The sequence below is a fragment of the Mesorhizobium sp. A623 genome, from assembly GCF_054489405.1.
Genome location: NZ_JBTMXB010000014.1, coordinates 60,738 through 79,260, shown reverse-complemented (window position 1 = coordinate 79,260; position 18,523 = coordinate 60,738). Strand labels below are relative to the sequence as shown.

The following is an 18,523-nucleotide window of genomic DNA, read 5'->3' as shown; positions in this document are numbered from 1 at the left end:
GATGCTCGGGCAAGGCGCATGCCGTTGCAGGCAATTGGAGTCATGAAGGCGGTGGTCCATGTTCGGAATTGACAGCACCGTATTGATATTCGTGGTGCTCGCCGGCTTCAGTGCTGGTGCGGTAGCCTATGCGTTTCTGTTCACCCGGATGGACAATGAAAAGGCGGCTGGCCGGCGTCTTCAGTCGGTCAAGACCCTGGAGACGGACCGATCCGTCGTTCGTGCCTCGCGCGACCGGGTGGCGGAAGCCGCCAAGCGGCGCAAATCCGTTCAGGACTCCTTGAAGGAGCTGGATCAGAAGCAGAAGGTCAACGACGTCAACGTCAAGAAGCCGCCGTTGAAGATGCAGATCCGGCAGGCCGGGATGACCGTGCCGATGGAGCGGTTTTATCTGTATTCGGCTGTTTGCGGCGTCGTGTTTGCCGTTCTCGCCTATCTTGCCGGCGCGCCGCTGCTCGTGGTGCCGGGCGCGCTGCTCGCCGGTGCATTCGGCCTGCCGCGGTGGTTCGTCTCGTTCGCCCGCAAGCGCCGCGTCAAGAAGTTCCTGAACGAATTTCCCAATGCACTCGACATCATCGTGCGGGCGATCAAGTCGGGCCTGCCGCTCAATGACGGCATCCGTCTCATCGCCAACGAATCACCGGAACCCGTCAAGGGCGAATTCCGCCGCATCGTCGATTCGCAGCAGCTCGGCCTGTCCATTCCCGAGGCGGCCGTTCGCATGCAGGAAACGATGCCCTGCCCGGAGGCGGGCTTTTTCGGCATCGTCATCCAGATCCAGGCGCAGGCCGGCGGTAATTTGTCAGAAGCGCTGGGCAATCTCTCGCGCGTGCTGCGCGACCGCAAGAAGATGAAGGCAAAGGTCCAGGCGCTTTCGATGGAAGCCAAGGCGTCGGCCGTCATCATCGGCGCGCTGCCGTTCATCGTCGCTATCATGGTCTATATCACCAGCCCCAATTATATCATGCCGTTGTTCACCACCAATGTGGGCAATCTGATCCTTGGCATTTCCGGACTCTGGATGGGCATGGGCATCCTGGTGATGCGCAAGATGATGAATTTCGAAGTGTAGGGTGCTGGATCCATGACCGCGCTAGTCGTCAAGACGTTTACAGACCCGGTAGTCCTGATCGTGATGCTGGTCTCGCTTGCCGTGTTCGCCACGGTGCTCACGCTCGTTCCGGCCCTCGGCGGAAATCCGCTCAAGGCCCGCATGAAGGCGGTAGCGCTGGAGCGCGACGAACTTCGCGCCAAGCAGCGCGCACGCCTGGCGGCGGAAGCCGACCGCCGCCGCAAGGGCCTGCGCGAAGAGCAGTCGGTGGGTATGCGCAACATCGTCGATCGCCTCGACCTGAAGCGTGCGCTGGCCGACGAGGGTACGTTGCAGAAACTGAAGGTTGCCGGTTTTCGCGGCCAGAACCCGCTGACGCGCTTCCTGTTCTTCCGGCTTGTCCTGCCCTTCGTCGGCCTGGCGCTGGCCGCTATCTACATCTTCGCGCTTGGCGGCCTTCCCGAGCGGCCGATGGTCGTAAAATTCTTCGTCTGCATCCTCGTTGCCTATGCAGGTTTTTACGCCCCGGTCCTCTATGTTTCCAATCGCGCCACCAAGCGCAAGAAGTCCATCCAGACGGCATGGCCCGACGCGCTCGACCTGATGCTGATCTGCGTGGAATCGGGCATGTCGGTGGAAGCGGCCCTTCGCAAGGTAGCCGACGAGATCGGCACGCAATCGGTGGAACTGGCAGAGGAATTCATCCTCACCAATGCCGAGTTGTCATATTTGCAGGAACGCAAGCAGGCCTATGAAAACCTGGCCTCCCGAACCGGGCTCGAATCGGTCAAATCGGTTTCGCAGGCGCTCGTTCAGGCCGAACGCTACGGTACGCCGGTGGCACACGCGTTGCGCGTTCTGTCCGGCGAAAGCCGCGACATGCGCATGAACGAGGCCGAGAAGAAGGCTGCGGCGCTGCCGCCGAAATTGACGGTGCCGATGATCCTGTTCTTCCTGCCGGTGCTGTTTGCGATCATTCTCGGACCCGCCGGCATCCAGGTAAGCAAGCACGGCATCTTCGGCGACCAGCCGCAAACGACGAGCGACAGCGAACAATAGCGCCATCTTCGGCAGAGCATAAAAAAAAGCCGCCCGAAACAGGCGGCTTTTTTGTGACTATGCGGAAAAGTCAGTTGGTGGCCGACTTGCCCTTGTCGTCCTTCTTCAACTGGTTCCAGGCATTCTGCTGGGAGAGCATCTTGCGAAGGTAGGCGACATTGGCCTGCGCCTGGTCGAGAGAAAGCTCCTGCGCCGCGATCTTCTCGGCTTCGTCGAAACGCCCCTGCAACCCGACCACCAGCGCCAGGTTCTGGCGCACGCGGCTATCGGCGGTGGGTTGTCCCGCCGCCGAGCGGAGATAGGTTTCGGCCGTCCGCAGGTCGCCTTCCAGCACATAGGACATGCCGAGATTGGACAGGACCGTCGGCTCGTTCGGCTGGAGATCGAGCGCCTTGCGGTAAAGCTGGCGGGCCTCGTCCTTCTGGCCAAGCTGGTCGAGAATGGCGGCTTCCGCCGACACCAGTTTCCAGTCCGGATATTCCGGGGTCTGGGCGCGGCGCACGGCGCTCAGCGCCGGCTCGAACTGGCCATTCGCGGCAAGCGCCTTGCCATAGGCCGCCAGCACGTCGCGGTCCTTAGGCAACGCGATCGCCAGCTTGCGCATGACGGCAAGGGACTGGTCATTGTCGCCGTTCATTTGCAGGACGGACGCGTATTTCAAGGCGACCGCCTTGTCGCCCGGGTTTCTGGTATAGGTCTGGCCCAGCGAATTGGCTGCCTGATGAAGTTGGCTGGAGGTCATGCTGTCAACCGCCTGGCCACCCCGGTTGATCGAGCCGGTGGTCATCTTGCTGGTTCCGCAACCGGCGATGCTCGCCGCCAGCGCCGCCACAAAGGTTGCCGTGGCAATCCGCTTGCCGGTCCGGATCATGATGCAATTCGTCGACATCGGCGCTTAAGCCTTCCCTTGTCCGCATGGTCGCGCAGCGCAGTCGGCGGCAAACGGCCATCTTTCCTCGTCGAGAAATATTCTGTTAACCCTAATGCTTCGTTAAGACAGGCCGCCCGAGTCGCGGCTGGCCAGGAGGTTTTGATGCCAGTCGAACTCGTTTCCCGGAAATCGAAAAAGGCGCTGCCGGTTCATCTGGTCGCGGCAGGTGCGCTGGAGAGTGCGGGGCTGGAAAAACCAGATCTCGCCTGGGCTGAAGCGAACGGCTTTTCCGGGGAGGCCGGCAGGGTCCTGGTGTTGCCGGACTCCGGCGGGACCATCGCGGGCGCGCTGTTCGGAATTGGCGAAGGGCAGAGCGCGCTTGCCGCAGGCGCTCTGGCCAAGGCGCTGCCGGAAGGCGAATGGGCTTTCGCGTCGATGCCGGACAAGCCCGACCTTGCCGCGCTCGGGCTGATGCTGGGCGGCTATGTCTTCAGCCGCTATGGCAAGGGTTCGGGCAGGGCGCTGCGCTTCAATCCACCGGCAGGGGTGGATGCCGACCGTCTGCGCCGCATCGCCGACGGCGTGTTCCTCGCCCGCGATCTGGTCAACACGCCGACCAACGACATGGGGCCGGATGCGCTGGAAAAGGCCGTGCGCAAGCTGGCCAAGACGCACAAGGCGGAAATCACCGTCACCAAGGGCGACGATCTTCTCAAGCATAACTTTCCGATGATCCACGCGGTCGGCCGCGCCTCCATCGAAGCGCCCCGCCTGATCGACATGAGCTGGGGGCCGAAGGGCGCGCCGAAAGTAACGCTGGTCGGCAAGGGCGTGTGCTTCGATACGGGCGGCCTCGACATCAAGCCGGCAAGCGGCATGCTGTTGATGAAGAAGGACATGGGCGGCGCGGCCAATGTGCTCGGCCTCGCCTCGATGATCATGGCGGCCGGCCTGAAAGTGCGGCTGCGGGTTCTCATCCCGGCCGTGGAAAATTCGATTGCCGGCAACGCCTTTCGCCCCGGCGACGTGCTGACGAGCCGCAAGGGCATTACCGTCGAGATCGGCAATACGGATGCGGAGGGGCGGTTGGTGCTCGCCGATGCGCTGGCGCTGGCCGATGCCGAGGAACCGCAGATGCTCGTCGACATGGCGACGCTGACGGGTGCAGCGCGCGTCGCTCTCGGCCCCGATTTACCCCCTTTTTACACCGACGACGACGCGCTGGCTTCGGAGCTTGCGCAAGCGTCCGTCGCGGTCGAGGACCCGCTGTGGCGCATGCCCCTATGGCAGCCTTATCAGGCAAGGCTGGCGTCGAAGATCGCCGACATGAACAATGTCACCACGGACGGTTTTGCCGGCTCGATCACGGCGGCACTTTTTCTTAAGCGCTTCGTGGAAAAAACGCCGGGCTGGGCGCATTTCGACATCTTCGCGTGGAACCCGTGGGACCGCCCGCACGGCCCCGCCGGTGGCGAAGCGCAGGGCATTCGCGCACTGGAGAAGGTGATTTCTACGCGCTTCGGCTGAATCTTTGAACGCCCGACTGAAACGGAACCGAAACGATTTGCCGATAGAATGGCCGGCATGGCGATAGCGATGCGTCCGATCCAGGCTTTGCGGCTGTGGCAGCAGGTGATGCTGTCGCAAGTGCGTGACGACGCGCCCGATCTCACCATGCGCCAGGCCGCGATCCTGCTCACCATCTATCTCGATCCGCCGCCGCATACCGTGCGCGGGCTGGCCGAAAAACTCGGTGTGACCAAGCCGGTCATCACCCGCGCGCTGGATACGATGGGCGCGCTGAAACTGGTTTCGCGCCACCGCGACGAGCGCGACAGGCGCAACGTGCTGATCCGGCGCACCGTCGAGGGCGCGCTCTATGTCGAACGGTTTGGCGATGATATTATCGCCAAGGCTCTCGAACTGCCGATGTGAAAGCGACCCGATTTGACCGCTCATGACTCCCGCCTGCATGCTTTTCGCCCCGACCTTGCCGACGCGCGGCTGAAAGGCGAGGTGACCGCCGAGCGCTTCGTTGCCGGCAAGCCCGCGCGCATAACGGCCTCGGTCGCGGATGTGCGCAAAGCACCGGGTGCCGACGCCGGCGTCAACACGCAGTTCCTGTTCGGCGACGACGTGCTGGTGTTCGAGGAAACCGAGGGCTGGGCATGGGTGCAGAGCGAGCGGGACGGTTACGTGGGGTATGTCGCCGCATCGGAACTGGGTGGCCGAGATCAAGCGCCCACGCATGTCGTCTGCGTGCCCCGCACCTTCGTCTATCCGGGGCCGGATCTGCGTTTTCCCGTGAGCGGGCAATTGTCGATGGGCTCGACGGTCACGGTAACAGGCACCGCCGAGACGCGCGGCACGCCCTATGCCGTGCTGCCGACCGGCGACGCGGTGATCGCGGGCCATCTGCGACCAATCGCGAAAAATGCGGCTGACTACGTGGCCGTCGCAGAACAATTCCTGGGCACGCCCTATCTATGGGGCGGCGTGTCCGGCTTCGGCATCGACTGCTCGGGGCTGGTGCAGCTTTCCATGCGCATGGTCGGTCGTGACGTGCTGCGCGATTCGGACATGCAGGCGGCCGGTCTTGGCGAACCGTTCGATCCGGGCGCGGATTTTTCCGGCCTGCGGCGCGGCGACCTTGTGTTCTGGAAAGGCCACGTCGCCATCATGACCGACGAAAAAAACATGATCCACGCCAGCGGCCACACCATGCAGGTCTCGCGCGAAGGCTTGGCCGAGGCCGTCGCGCGCATCGGGTATCTCTATGGCGGCCCGACCGGCTTTCGCCGGCTATAGTCAGCGCTCGAAGGCGAAGACGCGGCCCGGTTTCGGCGGCGCGCCCTTGCCATCACCAAAATCCGGCACCGGATAGTCGGCCAGAACTTTTAGGCGCGAGAGCGGCAGATGTTCCCGGCCGAGATCGCCGACCAGCACCTTGATACCGCCTGCGACGCACCGGTCGAAAAACGCGGTGACGCGCCGGGCGAGACAGCGCTCATAGAAGACATCACCGACGAGAACGAGATCGACGGCAGGCGGCTCTGCGCCAAGAATGTCCTGATCGATGATGGTGGCGGTAACAGTGTTTGCCGCCAGATTGAGTTCCAGCACCGCAAGCGCGTTATGGTCGATTTCGGCGGCGAGTATTTCGCCCGCGCCAGCCTTCGCAGCGGCAATCGCGACAAGACCGGAACCTGCACCGAGGTCGAGCACGCGACGACCAAGAACGGTTTGCGGACGGTCGAGAACGTAGCGGGCAAGCGCTGTGCCGCCGGCCCAGGGATAGGCCCAGTAGGGCGCGGCATCGCCTTCGAGCCGCCTCAGCCCGCTGCCGGGATGGGCCGTGTGCAGCCGGATTTCCGGCACGAACGGCACCGCCGTCAGCGGCAGGTTTTCGCGAATGAAGGATTTTACGTCGCCCGCGTCCGTGGTCACGAGCGTTTCAGGTGCTCGTCCAGCCGGGGCATGATTTCCACGAAATTGCAGGGCATGTGCCGGTAGTCCAGTTGCGGCTTCAAGATGCCGTCCCAGGCATCCTTGCAGGCGCCGGGCGATCCCGGCAGCACGAACACGAAGGTGGCATTGACGACGCCCCCGGTGGCGCGGCTCTGGATCGTGGATGTGCCGATCTTGTCGTAGGAAATGCGGTGAAACACTTCCGAAAACCCGTCCATGCGCTTTTCGAAAATGGGCTCCAGCGCTTCCGGCGTCACGTCGCGGCCAGTAAAGCCGGTGCCGCCGGTGGTGATGATGACATCGATTTGCTTGTCGCGCGACCATGCCAGCACCGTGTCGCGGATTTTTGTCGCGTCGTCGGTGACGAAGGCGCGGTCGGCGAGGATATGGCCGGCCTCCGCGATGCGGTCGGCCAGTGTCTGCCCGGACTTGTCGTCCGCCAGCGTCCGTGAATCGGAGACGGTGAGCACCGCGATGCGCACCGGGATGAAGGGGCGGCTCTCGTCAATCTTAGCCATCGGCCCGGCCATTCGCGTCGATCCCTGATGCCAGGCTGCGTGTCGCGGCGACGAACATTTCCGGGTAATGGCTGCGAATCGAGGCCGCCGCGCGCTTGGCGACATTGCCGGTTTCGAACAGGCCGAAACAGGTCGCACCCGAACCCGACATACGGACGAACCCGGCATCCGCCCTTTTCAGCGCCGACAGCGCCCGGCCGATGGCCGGATGAAGCTTTTGCGCCACGGGCTGCAAATCATTGCGCGTGATTTCCAGCCAGTTGCGCAGGCTGTGAAAATCGATTTTCTTCGGCAGCGGCGGCAGATTTTTGTTGTCACGGCTCTCCAGCCCGGCAAACACCGCCGCCGTCGAGACGGAGACGCCCGGATTGACCAGCACCAGGCCAAGCGACGGAAAATTCGGCAGGATGTCCAATTCGTCGCCGACGCCGCGCGCCAGCAGCGGTTGGGCTGCCAGGCACATCGGCACATCGGCACCCAGCGCCAGCCCGATGCGGGCCAGTTCGGCCTCGTCCACGTCCAGCTTCCAGACCTCGATGAGCGCGCGCAGCGTGGCGGCGGCGTCGCTTGATCCGCCGCCGATGCCGGAAGCAACCGGAAGATTTTTCTCCAGCGAAAGTGCTACCGGCGGCGTGGCGTCCGCGCCAAAGCGCTGCCGCAGCGTGTCTCGCGCTTTCAGGATCAGGTTACCATCATCGGCAGGCACGGCGGCGGCATATTTGCCGGAAACGGCAAAGCCGTCCGCCTCAGCGGGCGCGGCATCGATGCGGTCGCCGAAGCGGGTAAACACCGCCAGGCTTTCTATCGTATGATAACCGTCCGACCGCCGGCCGGTTACATGCAGGGCAAGGTTGATCTTGGCGGGTGCGAGTCTTGCTGCCGCCCCGGCATTCACAATCGCGCTATCGATGATGGTCAATCCCTGGCTAGACGGTATTCGCCCGTAACGGGATCCTTGACCAGTGTGCCCTGGGTGCCGTTCGCATGCTGCTTTTCGGCGCGGCGCAGCTTGGCGGTCACGCGTTCCGCTTCCTTGACGAAAGCGCGATAGCCAACATAGGCGGCGACACCAACGGCGGTGAAGAAAATGATCTGCGGCATGTCCAAACTCTCCTTCGCTTTCCTGCGCCGGAGGCCTCTTCAGTCTATTTTGGCGCTATGCTAGCGCACAAGTTGGGAAATCGAAACGGTTTTTCTAGGGCGGCGCAGCAATAAGAACAAGAACGGCTTCCTGAATGATTGGACGCGTGGCGCGCGAAAGGGTTCCCCGCTCACAGGCCGAAACGCTGCCACAGCGCGCGTTCCTGCGCCGCGTCGAGCAGGCCACCGGCAGCCGCTTCCGCGATCTCAGGCGGCGAAAAGCCGCCGGCGCTCGAGCCGAACAGGCCGACCCTGCCGAACAGGCCGCGCGATGCCGATACCAGCTTCAGCCGCGTTTTCGCGCCGTAGCGGGCTTTCATGGTCGTGCGCATGTCGCCAAGTGCGTCGACGAGGCCAAGTTCCAGCCCCTTCTTGCCCGTCCAGAACAGGCCGGTGAACAGGTCCGGGTCGTCCTTCAGCCTGGAGCCGCGCCGCTCCTTGACCATGTCGATAAAGGTTTCGTGGACTTCAAGCTGCAGCGCCTTCAGCCGCTCTATGTCCTCTTCGTTTTCCGGCTTGAACGGGTCGAGCGTCGCCTTGTTGCTGCCCGCCGTATAGACGCGGCGCTCGACGCCGATCTTCTTCAACAGTTCGGGAAAACCGAACGAAGCCGACACCACGCCGATCGAGCCGACGATGGAGGAGGGGTCCGCGATGATCTCGTCGCCGGCAAGCGCAATCATGTAACCGCCGGATGCGGCAACGTCCTCGGTGAAGACGAAGACGCGCTTGTTCTTTTCAGCCGCCAGATCGCGGATACGCTGAAAAATCAGCCGCGACTGCACCGGCGAACCGCCGGGCGAGTTGATCGAGATGGCGACGGCCGGCGCGTCGAATGAAAAGGCCTTTTCGATTAGCCCGGCGGTCGACGCGAGCGACAGGCTCGGCCGAAACCTGCCGCCGCCCGCCATGATCGTTCCATGCAGCCTGATGACCGGGATCGTGACGATGTCGGAGCGCCATGATTTCGGCAGCAGTCGTTTAAGAAGGCGTCTCAATGGGGCAGGTCTCCTGAAAGGGCTTGAGGCATGTAGGCATTCGCCAGAAAACAGCAATGGGGAACGGCAATGGCCGTTCGTTCAGTCAGTCGCCGAAAAGCGATGCAAGTCCGTTGCCGATCATGTCGGCGCGGGCGCAAAAGGCGTTGGCCGGTCCTTCGTGCATCACCAGCGGGGGGCGGATGGAAAGCTTTCCGCGCGCGCCGCGCACCGCCCGCACGACGATGCGGATGGCGGCTATCTCCGGGCGCGGATGGATGGCCATGATCTCGGCGTTGCCGAACCGGCTGCCAAGGGCGTCGAGGATCGGCTGCAACTGTTCCGGCCGGGCTATCAGCGCCAGCCCGCCGCGCGGCTTGAGAACGGCGGCGGCACTTCGCAGCCAATTGTCGAACAGGCCGTCCTCGATCACATGCGCTTGTCTTTTGAGGGTATCCGGCGTGGCCCGGTCCTGCTCCGCGTTGAAGGGCGGGTTCATGATGACGAAATCGAAGGACCGGTCGGCGAGGCCGGCGGCCTGCCGCGCGCGGCCGCTCAAGGCGACATCGGCGCGAAGCACGAGCGCGCGGTCGCCAAGATGCGCGTTACCCGGATGGCTGAGCGTGGCGTCTGCGAAAGCGGCCATTTCCTCGGCGCGCTCGACCAGGACGGCCCTGGCTTTCGGGCATCGCGAAAGCACGCCGAGCGCCGCAGCCCCGGCCCCTGCGCCGAAATCCGCGATCTGCCCGGCAAAGGCGGACGGTACGGCGGCGGCCAGCATCATGGCGTCCATGCCGGCGCGGTGTCCGCTTTGGGCGGGCTGCACCAGAAAGAACCGGCCGCGATGAAAGGCATCGACCGTATAGGCAGGCGCATCGCCGGGGTTCTCGCGCGGCACGGTTTATTTTTTCCGCATTTCGTGGCCCATGCCGGCATCGGTGACGATCTGCCTTGCCTCGTCGGCGCGGTCCGCCTGCACCATGATGCGCCGGGGCAGGATGCCGATCGACCCGTCCATCACGCTCATGTTTTGGTCCGCGACGAAGCAGCCGATGCCGGCGTCTCGCATCAGCGATTCGACGAAGGATATGACCACCACGTCGTTGGTGCGGATGAGTTCGATCACGAAGCGTCCTCCAGATTGTCGCGTTCATGTAAACGCACGCGGCGTCGGATACCATAGAAGCCGCGCCATTTCGCCTCTTGCGGTTGACATGGGTGCCGCCCTAGAGTCATGCGAACGCGGAGTGCCGTCGTGCGCCTTTTGACGGGAGTGGTTTTTGGTGGGTGTCGTTCTCAATCTTGATAATGGAAAGCGGGAAGCCGCGACCATCAAGGAACTTATTGCCCTGACGGCGTCCGATATGGGCCGGGTCAACGAGTTGATCCTGTCGAAGGCCGGTTCCGACGTCGAGATGATTCCCGAGATTGCCAATCACCTGATTTCCTCCGGCGGCAAGCGGCTGCGCCCCATGGTGACGCTCGCGGCCGCCCAGATGTTCGGCTATGCCGGCGAGGGCCATGTCAAGCTGGCCACCAGCGTCGAGTTCATGCACACGGCAACGCTGCTGCACGACGACGTGGTCGACGAAAGCGGGCTGCGGCGCGGCAAGAAGACGGCGCGCATGATCTGGGGCAACCAGGCCAGCGTGCTGGTGGGCGACTTCCTGCTTGGCCAGGCCTTCCGCATGATGGTCGATGTCGGCTCGCTCGATGCGCTCGATATCCTGTCCAGTGCCGCTTCCATCATCGCCGAGGGCGAGGTGATGCAGCTTGCTGCGGCGAAAAACCTCGAAACCACCGAGGATGAGCATTTTGCCGTCATCAAGGCCAAGACCGCCGCCTTGTTTTCGGCTGCCGCCGAAGTCGGCCCGGTCATCGCCGGGGCCTCGCGCACTGACCGCGCCGCGCTGCGCTCCTATGGCATGAATCTGGGACTTGCCTTCCAGTTGATCGACGACGCGCTCGATTATGGCGGCTCCAGCCAGGATCTGGGCAAGAATGTCGGCGACGATTTCCGCGAGGGCAAGGTGACGCTTCCGGTCATCCTCGCCTATCGGCGCGGTACGGCAACCGAGCGTTCATTCTGGAAGAACGCCATCGAGAACAACAGCGCCGACGACGCCGGGCTGGAAAAGGCGATCGGCCTGATGACCCGCCATTCGGCGATATCCGACACGATCGGCCGCGCCCGCCATTTCGGCGAGATCGCCCGCGACGCGCTGGCGCCGCTGGAAGCCACGCCGCAGAAGGCGGCGCTGATCGACGTCATCGACTTCTGCATCAGCCGGGTAAGCTGAAGGCCTTCGCTTCCAAGCCTCTTAGAGCGCGTCCAGCAATGCGGGAAGTTCGCGCATCATCGCTTCACGGCTGCGCAGGCCGGGGCTGACGGCTTCTTTCTTTTCGTTCTGGATAAGGCGCGCGAACACCAGCGTTCGTCCGCCATTGCTCGCCCAACCGACGAACCAGCCATAGGCACGGTTGGTTGCGAACGTACCGTCGGCATTGCGCGGCGCTCCCGCCCCGGTCTTGCCGTGGATCTCCCAGCCGTTTGGCAAGGTGCCAAGCGCCGTGATCCGGCTTGTCATTTCGTAGGCGTGCGCCGTGACCGGCAATTGTCGGTTCACCAGCTTGCCCAGAAACGCCAATTGCTCAAGCGGCGATATCTTCAGCGAGGAACTGAGCCAGGAACGCGACAGGCCATTGTGCTTGCCGGGATCGCCGGACGCATCCGCGTTGCCGTAGTGGAATTCGCTGACATAGCGCTGAAACCGCTTTTCGCCGAGATATCTGGTGATCTGCTGCGAATACCAGACCACCGAATTCTTTATCCAGCTGGTCGGGTCGGTGGTGGATTTCCAGGAGGGAATCCAGTCCGGGTAGCCCTTTTTGAACGGTAGTGCCGGCTCATGCGTATTGGTCAGGAAACCGGAATCGTAGCCCATCAGGCTGATGGCGATCTTGAAGGTGGACGCGGCGAAAACGCGCGTGTCGCATGCGCCTTCTTGGCTGAGCACCTTGCCGGTGGCGGCATCGGCAAACGCCGTGCACAATGTTTTCGCCTGCGCGGCCAAGGGTATCGCGGTCACAAACACCACAGAAAGCGCAAAGCTCCGCAGGGACATCGTCATTTCTCCATCTGTCGGCGCACCATGCAAGAACGCACCCTGTCCGGTAAAGTGTGGTTTTATTAATTTCCTACCCGGATTGTGAATTCCCGCCCGGTTGAAGCATGAACGCAAAAAGGCCATGCTTTGCCGTGAAAAATGGATTCGACGACGAAGGCCGCCTCGGCGGTGCTTTTGTTCGGTTGAAAGGGATGCGATGCGGCAGGCAGGTATGCGCTGGCTAACGGGGCTGGCAGTTTTGACGGGCGTGGCGGCTACGAGCCTGCCCGCTTATGCCATGCAGACGAGCGATCCGGTCGAGATATCTTCGTTTTCCGGAGCTTATCTTGCGGCTCATATCGCCGAGGCCGACAACGATCTCGACAGCGCCATCAATTATTACAAGCAGGCGCTCGCCTTCGACCCGGAAGACGCCTCGCTGCAGCAGAGCCTGATGCTGTCGCTGATTTCGCAGGGACGCTTCGAAGAAGCGCTGCCTTATGCCGACAAGCTCAAGACGGTTCCCGATGTCGAACGCTTCTCGCGGCTGGCTCTGGCCGTCGATTCGTTTCGCAAGAAGGATTTTTCCAAGGCCGAATACTGGCTGAAGCTGTCGCTTGAATCCGATCTCGACCGGCTGATCGTCGGCGTCATGGCCGGCTGGGCCAAGCAGGGCGCAGGCCATGGCGAAGAGGCCATGACCTTTGTGGACAAGCTGGAAGGACCGGAATGGTTCGACCTGTTCAAGACCTGCCATAGCGCGCTGATTGCCGACGCCTCCGGCCTGTCGGACAAGGCCGAGGCAACCTATGCGGCCACGATGCAGAATGTCGCCGCAGGCGGCGCGGCACCCGAAACCTGGCTGCGCTGCGCGCAATCCTACGCCAGTTTTCTTGCCCGCAAGGGTGACAAGGACAAAGCGCTGACGATCCTCGATCAGGCGGAAACATTCGCGCCGGGCAAGATCGAGATTACCGCCCTTCGCGACAAGATCACCAAGGGCGAGAAGATCGAGCCGCTGGTCGCCAATGCGTCCGACGGCGCTGCCGAAATACTGCTCGATCTCGCAACCGCGCTCAACCGCGGCGGCGGCGAGCCGTTTGTGCGGCTTTACCTGGAATATGCGCTGGCGCTGAAGCCGGACAGCGACGCCGCGCTGGTGCAACTGGCTTCCGTCGCCGAGCAGATGAAGGACAGCGCCAAGGCGATCGAACTGTATCGCCGCATTCCCGACGGTTCGCCGCTGAAGGAAATTTCCGAATTGCAGCTCGGTCTCAATCTGGCCGACCTGGACAAGAAGGACGAGGCGATCGCGCATCTCAAGACGCTTGTCGAGGCGCATCCGGACGATATGCGCGGCTATCTGGCGCTGGGCGGCGTCTATTCCTCCAAAGAGGATTTCCGCTCCGCCGCCGATCTCTACGACACGGCCGTTTCATTGCTGAAGACGCCCGTCGCCGCCAACTGGAACGTGTTTTACCAGCGCGGCATCGCCTATGAGCGGCTGAAGGAATGGACCAAGGCCGAGCCGAATTTCCGCAAGGCGCTGGAACTCAACCCCAACCAGCCGCAGGTCATGAACTATCTGGGGTACTCCTGGGTGGACAGGGGCATGAACCTGAACGAAGGTCTGGAAATGATCCAGAAGGCCGTCGATCTGCGCCCCAGCGACGGCTACATCGTCGATTCGCTTGGCTGGGCCTACTTCAAGCTTGGCAGGTTCGACGATTCCGTGCGCGAGATGGAGCGCGCCGTGTCGCTGAAGCCGGAAGACGCGGTGCTCAACGATCATCTGGGCGATGCCTACTGGCGCGTCGGCCGCAAGCTGGAAGCGACCTTCCAGTGGGCGCATGCCCGCGACATGAAGCCGGAGCCCGACATTTTGGCGTCGGTGCTTGAAAAACTGCGCAACGGCCTGCCGCCGCTGCCGGACAAGGCCACCGCACAGGAAGCCCCGACCCCCAAGCCCGATCCGACGCCTGCACCCAAGGGGTGAGCGGCCAAGGGTAAGTGCAACCGTCTCTACCGTCATCCTCGGCCTTGTGCCGAGGATTTGCGCACGCTGTCGGCAGGCCGGAGCGTAGACCGGTTCTCTTGGCCCTTCGCCTTGACGCTCACGGTGTGGGGCACTAGGGAAAGCGGCATCCTGCCATTGCCGTCGAGGCCGATCCGTGAGCGCCGAAATTCCTGCCCATATGCACCCCAGCCACTCGTTCCAGGGGCTGATCCTGACGCTGCACAGCTATTGGGCCGACTATGGCTGCGCGGTGCTGCAACCCTACGACATGGAAGTGGGCGCGGGTACGTTTCATCCGGCCACCACGCTGCGCGCGCTGGGGCCAAAACGCTGGAACGCGGCCTATGTGCAGCCTTCGCGCCGCCCCAAGGATGGCCGCTACGGCGAAAATCCCAACCGCTTGCAGCACTATTACCAGTATCAGGTGATCCTGAAGCCCAATCCATCGAACCTGCAGGAGCTTTATCTCGGCTCGCTGGCGGCGATCGGCGTCGATCCGCTGCTGCACGACATCCGCTTTGTCGAGGACGATTGGGAAAGCCCGACGCTGGGCGCCTGGGGCCTTGGCTGGGAATGCTGGTGCGACGGCATGGAAGTATCGCAGTTCACCTATTTCCAGCAGGTCTGCGGCATCGAATGCGCGCCGGTGGCCGGCGAACTGACCTATGGGCTGGAACGACTGGCCATGTATGTGCAGGGCGTCGACAACGTCTACGACCTGAACTTCAACGGCCTCGAAGGCGAAGACAAGGTCACCTATGGCGACGTTTTCCTGCAGGCCGAGCAGGAATATTCGCGCCACAATTTCGAGTTTGCCAACACCGCGACGCTGCTGCGCCACTTCGAGGACGCGGAAGCCGAGTGCAAGGCGCTGCTGGCGGCCGGTGCACCCCAGGACGGTGGCGCGCACCGCATGGTGTTTCCCGCCTATGACCAGTGCATCAAGGCCAGCCACGTCTTCAACCTGCTCGATTCGCGCGGCGTGATTTCGGTGACCGAGCGGCAGAAATACATTTTCGCCGTGCGCAATCTGGCGAAGGCCTGCGGCGAGGCGTTTTTGCTGACCGAGGCCGGCGGCTTTTCCCTGGCCGGGGAGGCCGCGTAATGCCCGATCTGCTTCTTGAACTTCGCTCCGAAGAAATTCCCGCGCGCATGCAGCGCAAGGCGGCGGCCGACCTGAAAAAGATGGTCACCGACGGTCTGGTCGAGGCCGGCCTGACCTATGAGGCGGCCCGCGAATATTTCACGCCGCGCCGGCTCGTGCTGGACATGCGCGGCCTGACGGCGCGCTCGAAGGACATTCGCGAGGAGCGCAAGGGACCGTCAACCAAAGCGCCCGAACAGGCAATCCAGGGCTTTTTGCGCTCGGCGGGGCTGGCCTCGATTGAAGAGGCGCATGTCCATACCGACCCGAAGAAGGGCGATTTCTACGTTGCCCATATTTCAAAGCCGGGCAGGGCGGCGGAAGAGATCATCGCCGACCTGATACCCGGCATCATCCGCACGTTCCCGTGGCCGAAATCGATGCGCTGGGGCGCGGCCTCGGGGCCGAAAGGCGCTCGCTATGGCGGCACCGAAGGCCAGGGCGGCGACGCGCTGCACTGGGTTCGCCCGCTGCAATCGATCCTGTGCACCTTCGGCCCCGAGACCGAGGAACCGGTGGTGGTCGATTTCGAGGTCGACGGCATCCGCTCCGGCAACGTCACCTACGGCCACCGCTTTCATGCGCCGGCCGAAATCACCGTGCGCCGCTTTGAGGACTACGCGGCCAAGCTGGAAGCGGCCAAGGTTGTGCTCGACGCTGACCGCCGCAAGGAAATCATCCTGGCCGACGCCAAGAACCTGGCCTTCGCCAACGGCCTTGATCTGGTCGAGGACGAAGGCCTGCTGGACGAGGTCGCCGGGCTGGTCGAATGGCCGGTCGTGCTGATGGGCGAGTTCGAGACGGAGTTTCTGGCGATCCCCGCCGAAGTCATCCGCCTAACCATCCGCGCCAACCAGAAGTGTTTCGTGGTGCGTCCTTCGAGGCCGGCTTCGCCGGCACCTCAGGATGAGGGAGGGCAGAGCCACCCCAATGACGATCCTCATCCTGAGGTGCGAGCGGAGCGAGCCTCGAAGGACGCACTCTCCAACCACTTCATCCTGACCGCCAATATCGAGGCGAAGGACGGCGGCAAGGAAATCGCCCACGGCAACGGCAAGGTGGTGCGCGCGCGCCTTTCCGATGCGGTGCATTTCTGGAAGACCGATCAGGCGGATCTGCCCGACCTCGACGCGTTGCAGGCATCGGCAGAAAAGTTCGATCTGAATCTGAAAAAGCCGCTCGACCAGCGCATGGCCCGCCTTGATCATCTCGGCGTTACCTTCCATGCCAAGCTCGGCACGCAAGGTGAGCGCGTGGAGCGCATAAGGCGGCTGGCGCAGGAAATCGCGCCGCTGGTCGGTGCCGATCCCGAGCTTGCCGCCCGCGCGGCGGTGCTGGCCAAGGCCGACCTGACCACCGAAATCGTCGGCGAGTTCCCCGAATTGCAGGGCGCGATGGGCCGCAAATACGCGGCTCTACAGGGCGAGCATGCGTCCGTCGCCGCCGCAATCGAAGAACACTACAAACCCCAAGGCCCCTCCGACCGCGCCCCGACCGATCCGGTTTCGGTAGCGGTGGCGCTCGCCGACAAGCTGGACATGCTGGTCGGGTTTTGGGCGATCGACGAAAAGCCCACGGGCAGCAAGGACCCGTTCGCGCTACGCAGGGCGGCGCTAGGTGTGGTGCGGATATTGGTCGAGAATGGGATAAGCCTAAGACTTGAAAAAGTCTGGCACGCTGGCTGGCTGCTAATTTTCCGACAGATAATTGACCAACGCTATCGTCCAATTTTCGACGCTTGGTTAGAATTGCAGAAAAAATTGCCTCTACCTCTCAACGAGGATTGGGGCTTTGATCAAATAGCCGCGCAATTCGCGGGCAAGGAAGAATTTCTTCAGGACTGGGCCAACTGCTTCAATGAGGCAGAAGCTAACCTCCTCTCCTTCTTCCACGATCGCCTGAAAGTCTACCTCCGCGATCAGGGTGCGCGGCACGATCTGATCGACGCTGTGCTTGCCGGAAGTAGCGCGTTGATCTCCCCCCTTGCGGGGGAGATGTCGGCGAAGCCGACAGAGGGGGGCGCTGTCCCGCAGTCCTCTCAATCCGTCGATGAAAGCCGCGACGGTAAGCGCTCTACGTTGCCCCCCTCTGCCCTGCCGGGCATCTCCCCCGCAGGGGGGGAGATCAGGCCTTCCTCCAACGACGACCTGCTTATCATCGTGCGCAAGGTCGAAGCCCTCGGCGCTTTCCTTGAGACAGAGGACGGCAAGAACCTGCTCGCCGGCACCAAGCGCGCGGCGAACATTCTGGCGGCCGAGGAAAAGAAAAAAACCGCCATCGCCGATGCCGTCGATCCCTCGCTGTTGCGCGAAGAGCCTGAGAAAAACCTGTTCGCGGCGGTGAATCAGGCTGAGAGCCAAGCAGCCCAAGCGATTCAGAATGAAGATTTTTTTACCGCTCTTGCCGCGCTCAGCGCTTTGCGCCAGCCGGTTGATTCATTCTTGGGTCATGTTCATGTGAACGATGAAGACGCCACTGTCCGCGCCAACCGCCTGGCGCTCCTGGCACGCATCCGCGCGGCTACCAACCAGGTCGCGGATTTCTCGAAAATCGCCGGTTGATCCTCGCCCGACCTATTGCCGATGCTTGCCGTAGCCGTTCGGTGGCAGATAGGCAGGTGGCGCGGCGGGCGCTGGCGGCGGGGCCGGCGCGTCGCCCTTGGAGGCGGCAGCCTGTTGCGACGGCGCTGCCGTATCCTTGGGCGGGATGGCGGGCGCGAAAGCGTCTCCGGCTATGCCGCCGCGAATAACCAGAGGCTGGAAGTTCGGCCCGCGTCGGGGGATCGCCGCCACCTTCTCGAAGGTCACTTCCGGCAGCGGCTCGCCAAGCGCGATGATGGACGGCGTTTCCAGCGGCGTTTCCACGAAACGGGCGCCCTGCGCGCTTGGCTGGCCGGTTTGTCTTGCCGGTGCCGGCGCGCCAAGCGTGATGATGGAGGGCGTCGCTGCGGGAGCGGTTTCGCCCATGACGACAAAGGACGACCCCTGGGCCATGCCCGTTGCCGCCATTGTCAGGATGAACGCTGCCAATACGCGCACGAACAAAAGTAGGCTCCTTGCCTGCTGGCTGCATCCACGCACCGGGTGCATGGATGCACACTGGCCAAGGGTATAGCATCGAAGGATTTATAATTTCCCAAGCTCGGCCTTGCCGCGCGGGCGTCACCGTATT

19 protein-coding genes are annotated in these 18,523 nt (G+C 63.0%); 9 read left to right on the top strand and 10 right to left on the bottom strand.

Going from position 1 to position 18,523, the window contains the following annotated elements:
- The first annotated feature begins 58 nt into the window (after window positions 1-58).
- Both ACX3P1_RS16075 and ACX3P1_RS16070 read left to right on the top strand, forming a co-directional pair.
- Complete coding sequence (locus ACX3P1_RS16075) at window positions 59-1,072, top strand: type II secretion system F family protein (RefSeq protein ID WP_459080591.1); 1,014 nt, start codon at window positions 59-61, stop codon at window positions 1,070-1,072.
- 12 nt (window positions 1,073-1,084) lie between these two features.
- Window positions 1,085-2,110, top strand: a complete 1,026-nt coding sequence (locus tag ACX3P1_RS16070; protein ID WP_459080590.1) for a type II secretion system F family protein — start codon at window positions 1,085-1,087, stop codon at window positions 2,108-2,110.
- 70 nt (window positions 2,111-2,180) lie between these two features.
- Here ACX3P1_RS16070 and ACX3P1_RS16065 read toward each other — a convergent pair whose 3' ends face one another.
- Entirely contained in the window at window positions 2,181-2,999 is an 819-nt protein-coding gene (locus ACX3P1_RS16065) for a tetratricopeptide repeat protein (RefSeq protein WP_459080589.1), read from the bottom strand.
- Window positions 3,000-3,143: 144 nt separating this feature from the next.
- On the opposite strand from ACX3P1_RS16065, the gene ACX3P1_RS16060 reads away from it, so the two are divergent.
- The 3 genes from ACX3P1_RS16060 to ACX3P1_RS16050 are packed head-to-tail and all read left to right on the top strand — an operon-like array spanning window position 3,144 to window position 5,789.
- Window positions 3,144-4,508, top strand: coding sequence for a leucyl aminopeptidase family protein (locus ACX3P1_RS16060; protein WP_459080588.1), 1,365 nt, complete (start codon window positions 3,144-3,146; stop codon window positions 4,506-4,508).
- Between the two features lie 57 nt (window positions 4,509-4,565).
- The gene (locus ACX3P1_RS16055) at window positions 4,566-4,916 is read left to right on the top strand and encodes a MarR family transcriptional regulator (protein WP_459080587.1); all 351 of its coding nucleotides are present in this window, start codon (window positions 4,566-4,568) and stop codon (window positions 4,914-4,916) included.
- 12 nt (window positions 4,917-4,928) lie between these two features.
- Window positions 4,929-5,789, top strand: coding sequence for a C40 family peptidase (locus ACX3P1_RS16050; RefSeq protein WP_459080586.1), 861 nt, complete (start codon window positions 4,929-4,931; stop codon window positions 5,787-5,789).
- Here the strand turns inward: ACX3P1_RS16050 and ACX3P1_RS16045 are convergent, their stop codons facing one another.
- From ACX3P1_RS16045 to ACX3P1_RS16015, 7 genes are all read right to left on the bottom strand, one after another.
- Window positions 5,790-6,428, bottom strand: a complete 639-nt coding sequence (locus tag ACX3P1_RS16045; RefSeq protein ID WP_459080585.1) for a class I SAM-dependent methyltransferase — start codon at window positions 6,426-6,428, stop codon at window positions 5,790-5,792.
- Complete coding sequence (gene moaB / locus ACX3P1_RS16040; protein WP_459080584.1) at window positions 6,425-6,967, bottom strand: molybdenum cofactor biosynthesis protein B; 543 nt, start codon at window positions 6,965-6,967, stop codon at window positions 6,425-6,427. Before moaB ends, ACX3P1_RS16045 begins: the two co-directional genes overlap by 4 nt.
- Entirely contained in the window at window positions 6,960-7,862 is a 903-nt protein-coding gene (locus ACX3P1_RS16035) for a 4-(cytidine 5'-diphospho)-2-C-methyl-D-erythritol kinase (protein ID WP_459080650.1), read from the bottom strand. Before ACX3P1_RS16035 ends, moaB begins: the two co-directional genes overlap by 8 nt.
- A 20-nt stretch (window positions 7,863-7,882) precedes the next feature.
- Entirely contained in the window at window positions 7,883-8,068 is a 186-nt protein-coding gene (locus tag ACX3P1_RS16030) for a hypothetical protein (protein WP_459080583.1), read from the bottom strand.
- A gap of 170 nt (window positions 8,069-8,238) precedes the next feature.
- Window positions 8,239-9,105: a S49 family peptidase gene (locus ACX3P1_RS16025; RefSeq protein WP_459080582.1), complete on the bottom strand. Its 867-nt coding sequence runs from the start codon at window positions 9,103-9,105 to the stop codon at window positions 8,239-8,241.
- Between the two features lie 85 nt (window positions 9,106-9,190).
- Window positions 9,191-9,982 carry a tRNA1(Val) (adenine(37)-N6)-methyltransferase gene (locus ACX3P1_RS16020; RefSeq protein ID WP_459080581.1) on the bottom strand — a complete coding sequence of 264 codons (792 nt, stop codon included), beginning with the start codon at window positions 9,980-9,982 and terminating at the stop codon, window positions 9,191-9,193.
- 3 nt (window positions 9,983-9,985) lie between these two features.
- Entirely contained in the window at window positions 9,986-10,210 is a 225-nt protein-coding gene (locus tag ACX3P1_RS16015) for a putative signal transducing protein (RefSeq protein WP_459080580.1), read from the bottom strand.
- 157 nt (window positions 10,211-10,367) lie between these two features.
- Here ACX3P1_RS16015 and ACX3P1_RS16010 point away from each other — a divergent pair, with 157 nt between their 5' ends.
- Window positions 10,368-11,384, top strand: a complete 1,017-nt coding sequence (locus ACX3P1_RS16010; protein WP_459080579.1) for a polyprenyl synthetase family protein — start codon at window positions 10,368-10,370, stop codon at window positions 11,382-11,384.
- A 21-nt stretch (window positions 11,385-11,405) separates the two neighbouring features.
- Here ACX3P1_RS16010 and blaOXA read toward each other — a convergent pair whose 3' ends face one another.
- Window positions 11,406-12,209, bottom strand: coding sequence for a class D beta-lactamase (blaOXA, locus tag ACX3P1_RS16005; protein ID WP_459080578.1), 804 nt, complete (start codon window positions 12,207-12,209; stop codon window positions 11,406-11,408).
- Between the two features lie 199 nt (window positions 12,210-12,408).
- Between blaOXA and ACX3P1_RS16000 the strand changes: the two genes are divergently transcribed.
- The 3 genes from ACX3P1_RS16000 to glyS all read left to right on the top strand — a co-directional run bounded on the left by ACX3P1_RS16000 (window position 12,409) and on the right by glyS (window position 17,913).
- Entirely contained in the window at window positions 12,409-14,187 is a 1,779-nt protein-coding gene (locus tag ACX3P1_RS16000) for a tetratricopeptide repeat protein (RefSeq protein WP_459080577.1), read from the top strand.
- A 199-nt stretch (window positions 14,188-14,386) separates the two neighbouring features.
- Window positions 14,387-15,313 carry a glycine--tRNA ligase subunit alpha gene (locus ACX3P1_RS15995; RefSeq protein ID WP_459080649.1) on the top strand — a complete coding sequence of 309 codons (927 nt, stop codon included), beginning with the start codon at window positions 14,387-14,389 and terminating at the stop codon, window positions 15,311-15,313.
- A complete protein-coding gene (gene glyS / locus ACX3P1_RS15990) occupies window positions 15,313-17,913 on the top strand; it encodes a glycine--tRNA ligase subunit beta (protein ID WP_459080576.1) in 2,601 nt (866 codons plus the stop codon). Before ACX3P1_RS15995 ends, glyS begins: the two co-directional genes overlap by 1 nt.
- Window positions 17,914-17,925: 12 nt before the next feature.
- On the opposite strand, the gene ACX3P1_RS15985 is transcribed toward glyS, so the two are convergent.
- The gene (locus ACX3P1_RS15985) at window positions 17,926-18,390 is read right to left on the bottom strand and encodes a hypothetical protein (RefSeq protein WP_459080648.1); all 465 of its coding nucleotides are present in this window, start codon (window positions 18,388-18,390) and stop codon (window positions 17,926-17,928) included.
- Between the last annotated feature and the right edge of the window lie 133 nt (window positions 18,391-18,523).

Excerpts from the sequence above, each read along its gene's own strand:
- ACX3P1_RS16075 (WP_459080591.1), top strand. The coding sequence starts at position 59 with ATGTTCGGAATTGACAGCACCGTATTGATATTCGTGGTGCTCGCCGGC.
- ACX3P1_RS16070 (WP_459080590.1), top strand. The coding sequence starts at position 1,085 with ATGACCGCGCTAGTCGTCAAGACGTTTACAGACCCGGTAGTCCTGATC.
- ACX3P1_RS16065 (WP_459080589.1), bottom strand. The coding sequence starts at position 2,999 with ATGTCGACGAATTGCATCATGATCCGGACCGGCAAGCGGATTGCCACG.
- ACX3P1_RS16060 (WP_459080588.1), top strand. The coding sequence starts at position 3,144 with ATGCCAGTCGAACTCGTTTCCCGGAAATCGAAAAAGGCGCTGCCGGTT.
- ACX3P1_RS16055 (WP_459080587.1), top strand. The coding sequence starts at position 4,566 with ATGGCGATAGCGATGCGTCCGATCCAGGCTTTGCGGCTGTGGCAGCAG.
- moaB (WP_459080584.1), bottom strand. The coding sequence starts at position 6,967 with ATGGCTAAGATTGACGAGAGCCGCCCCTTCATCCCGGTGCGCATCGCG.
- ACX3P1_RS16030 (WP_459080583.1), bottom strand. The coding sequence starts at position 8,068 with ATGCCGCAGATCATTTTCTTCACCGCCGTTGGTGTCGCCGCCTATGTT.
- blaOXA (WP_459080578.1), bottom strand. The coding sequence starts at position 12,209 with ATGTCCCTGCGGAGCTTTGCGCTTTCTGTGGTGTTTGTGACCGCGATA.
- ACX3P1_RS16000 (WP_459080577.1), top strand. The coding sequence starts at position 12,409 with ATGCGGCAGGCAGGTATGCGCTGGCTAACGGGGCTGGCAGTTTTGACG.
- ACX3P1_RS15995 (WP_459080649.1), top strand. The coding sequence starts at position 14,387 with ATGCACCCCAGCCACTCGTTCCAGGGGCTGATCCTGACGCTGCACAGC.
- glyS (WP_459080576.1), top strand. The coding sequence starts at position 15,313 with ATGCCCGATCTGCTTCTTGAACTTCGCTCCGAAGAAATTCCCGCGCGC.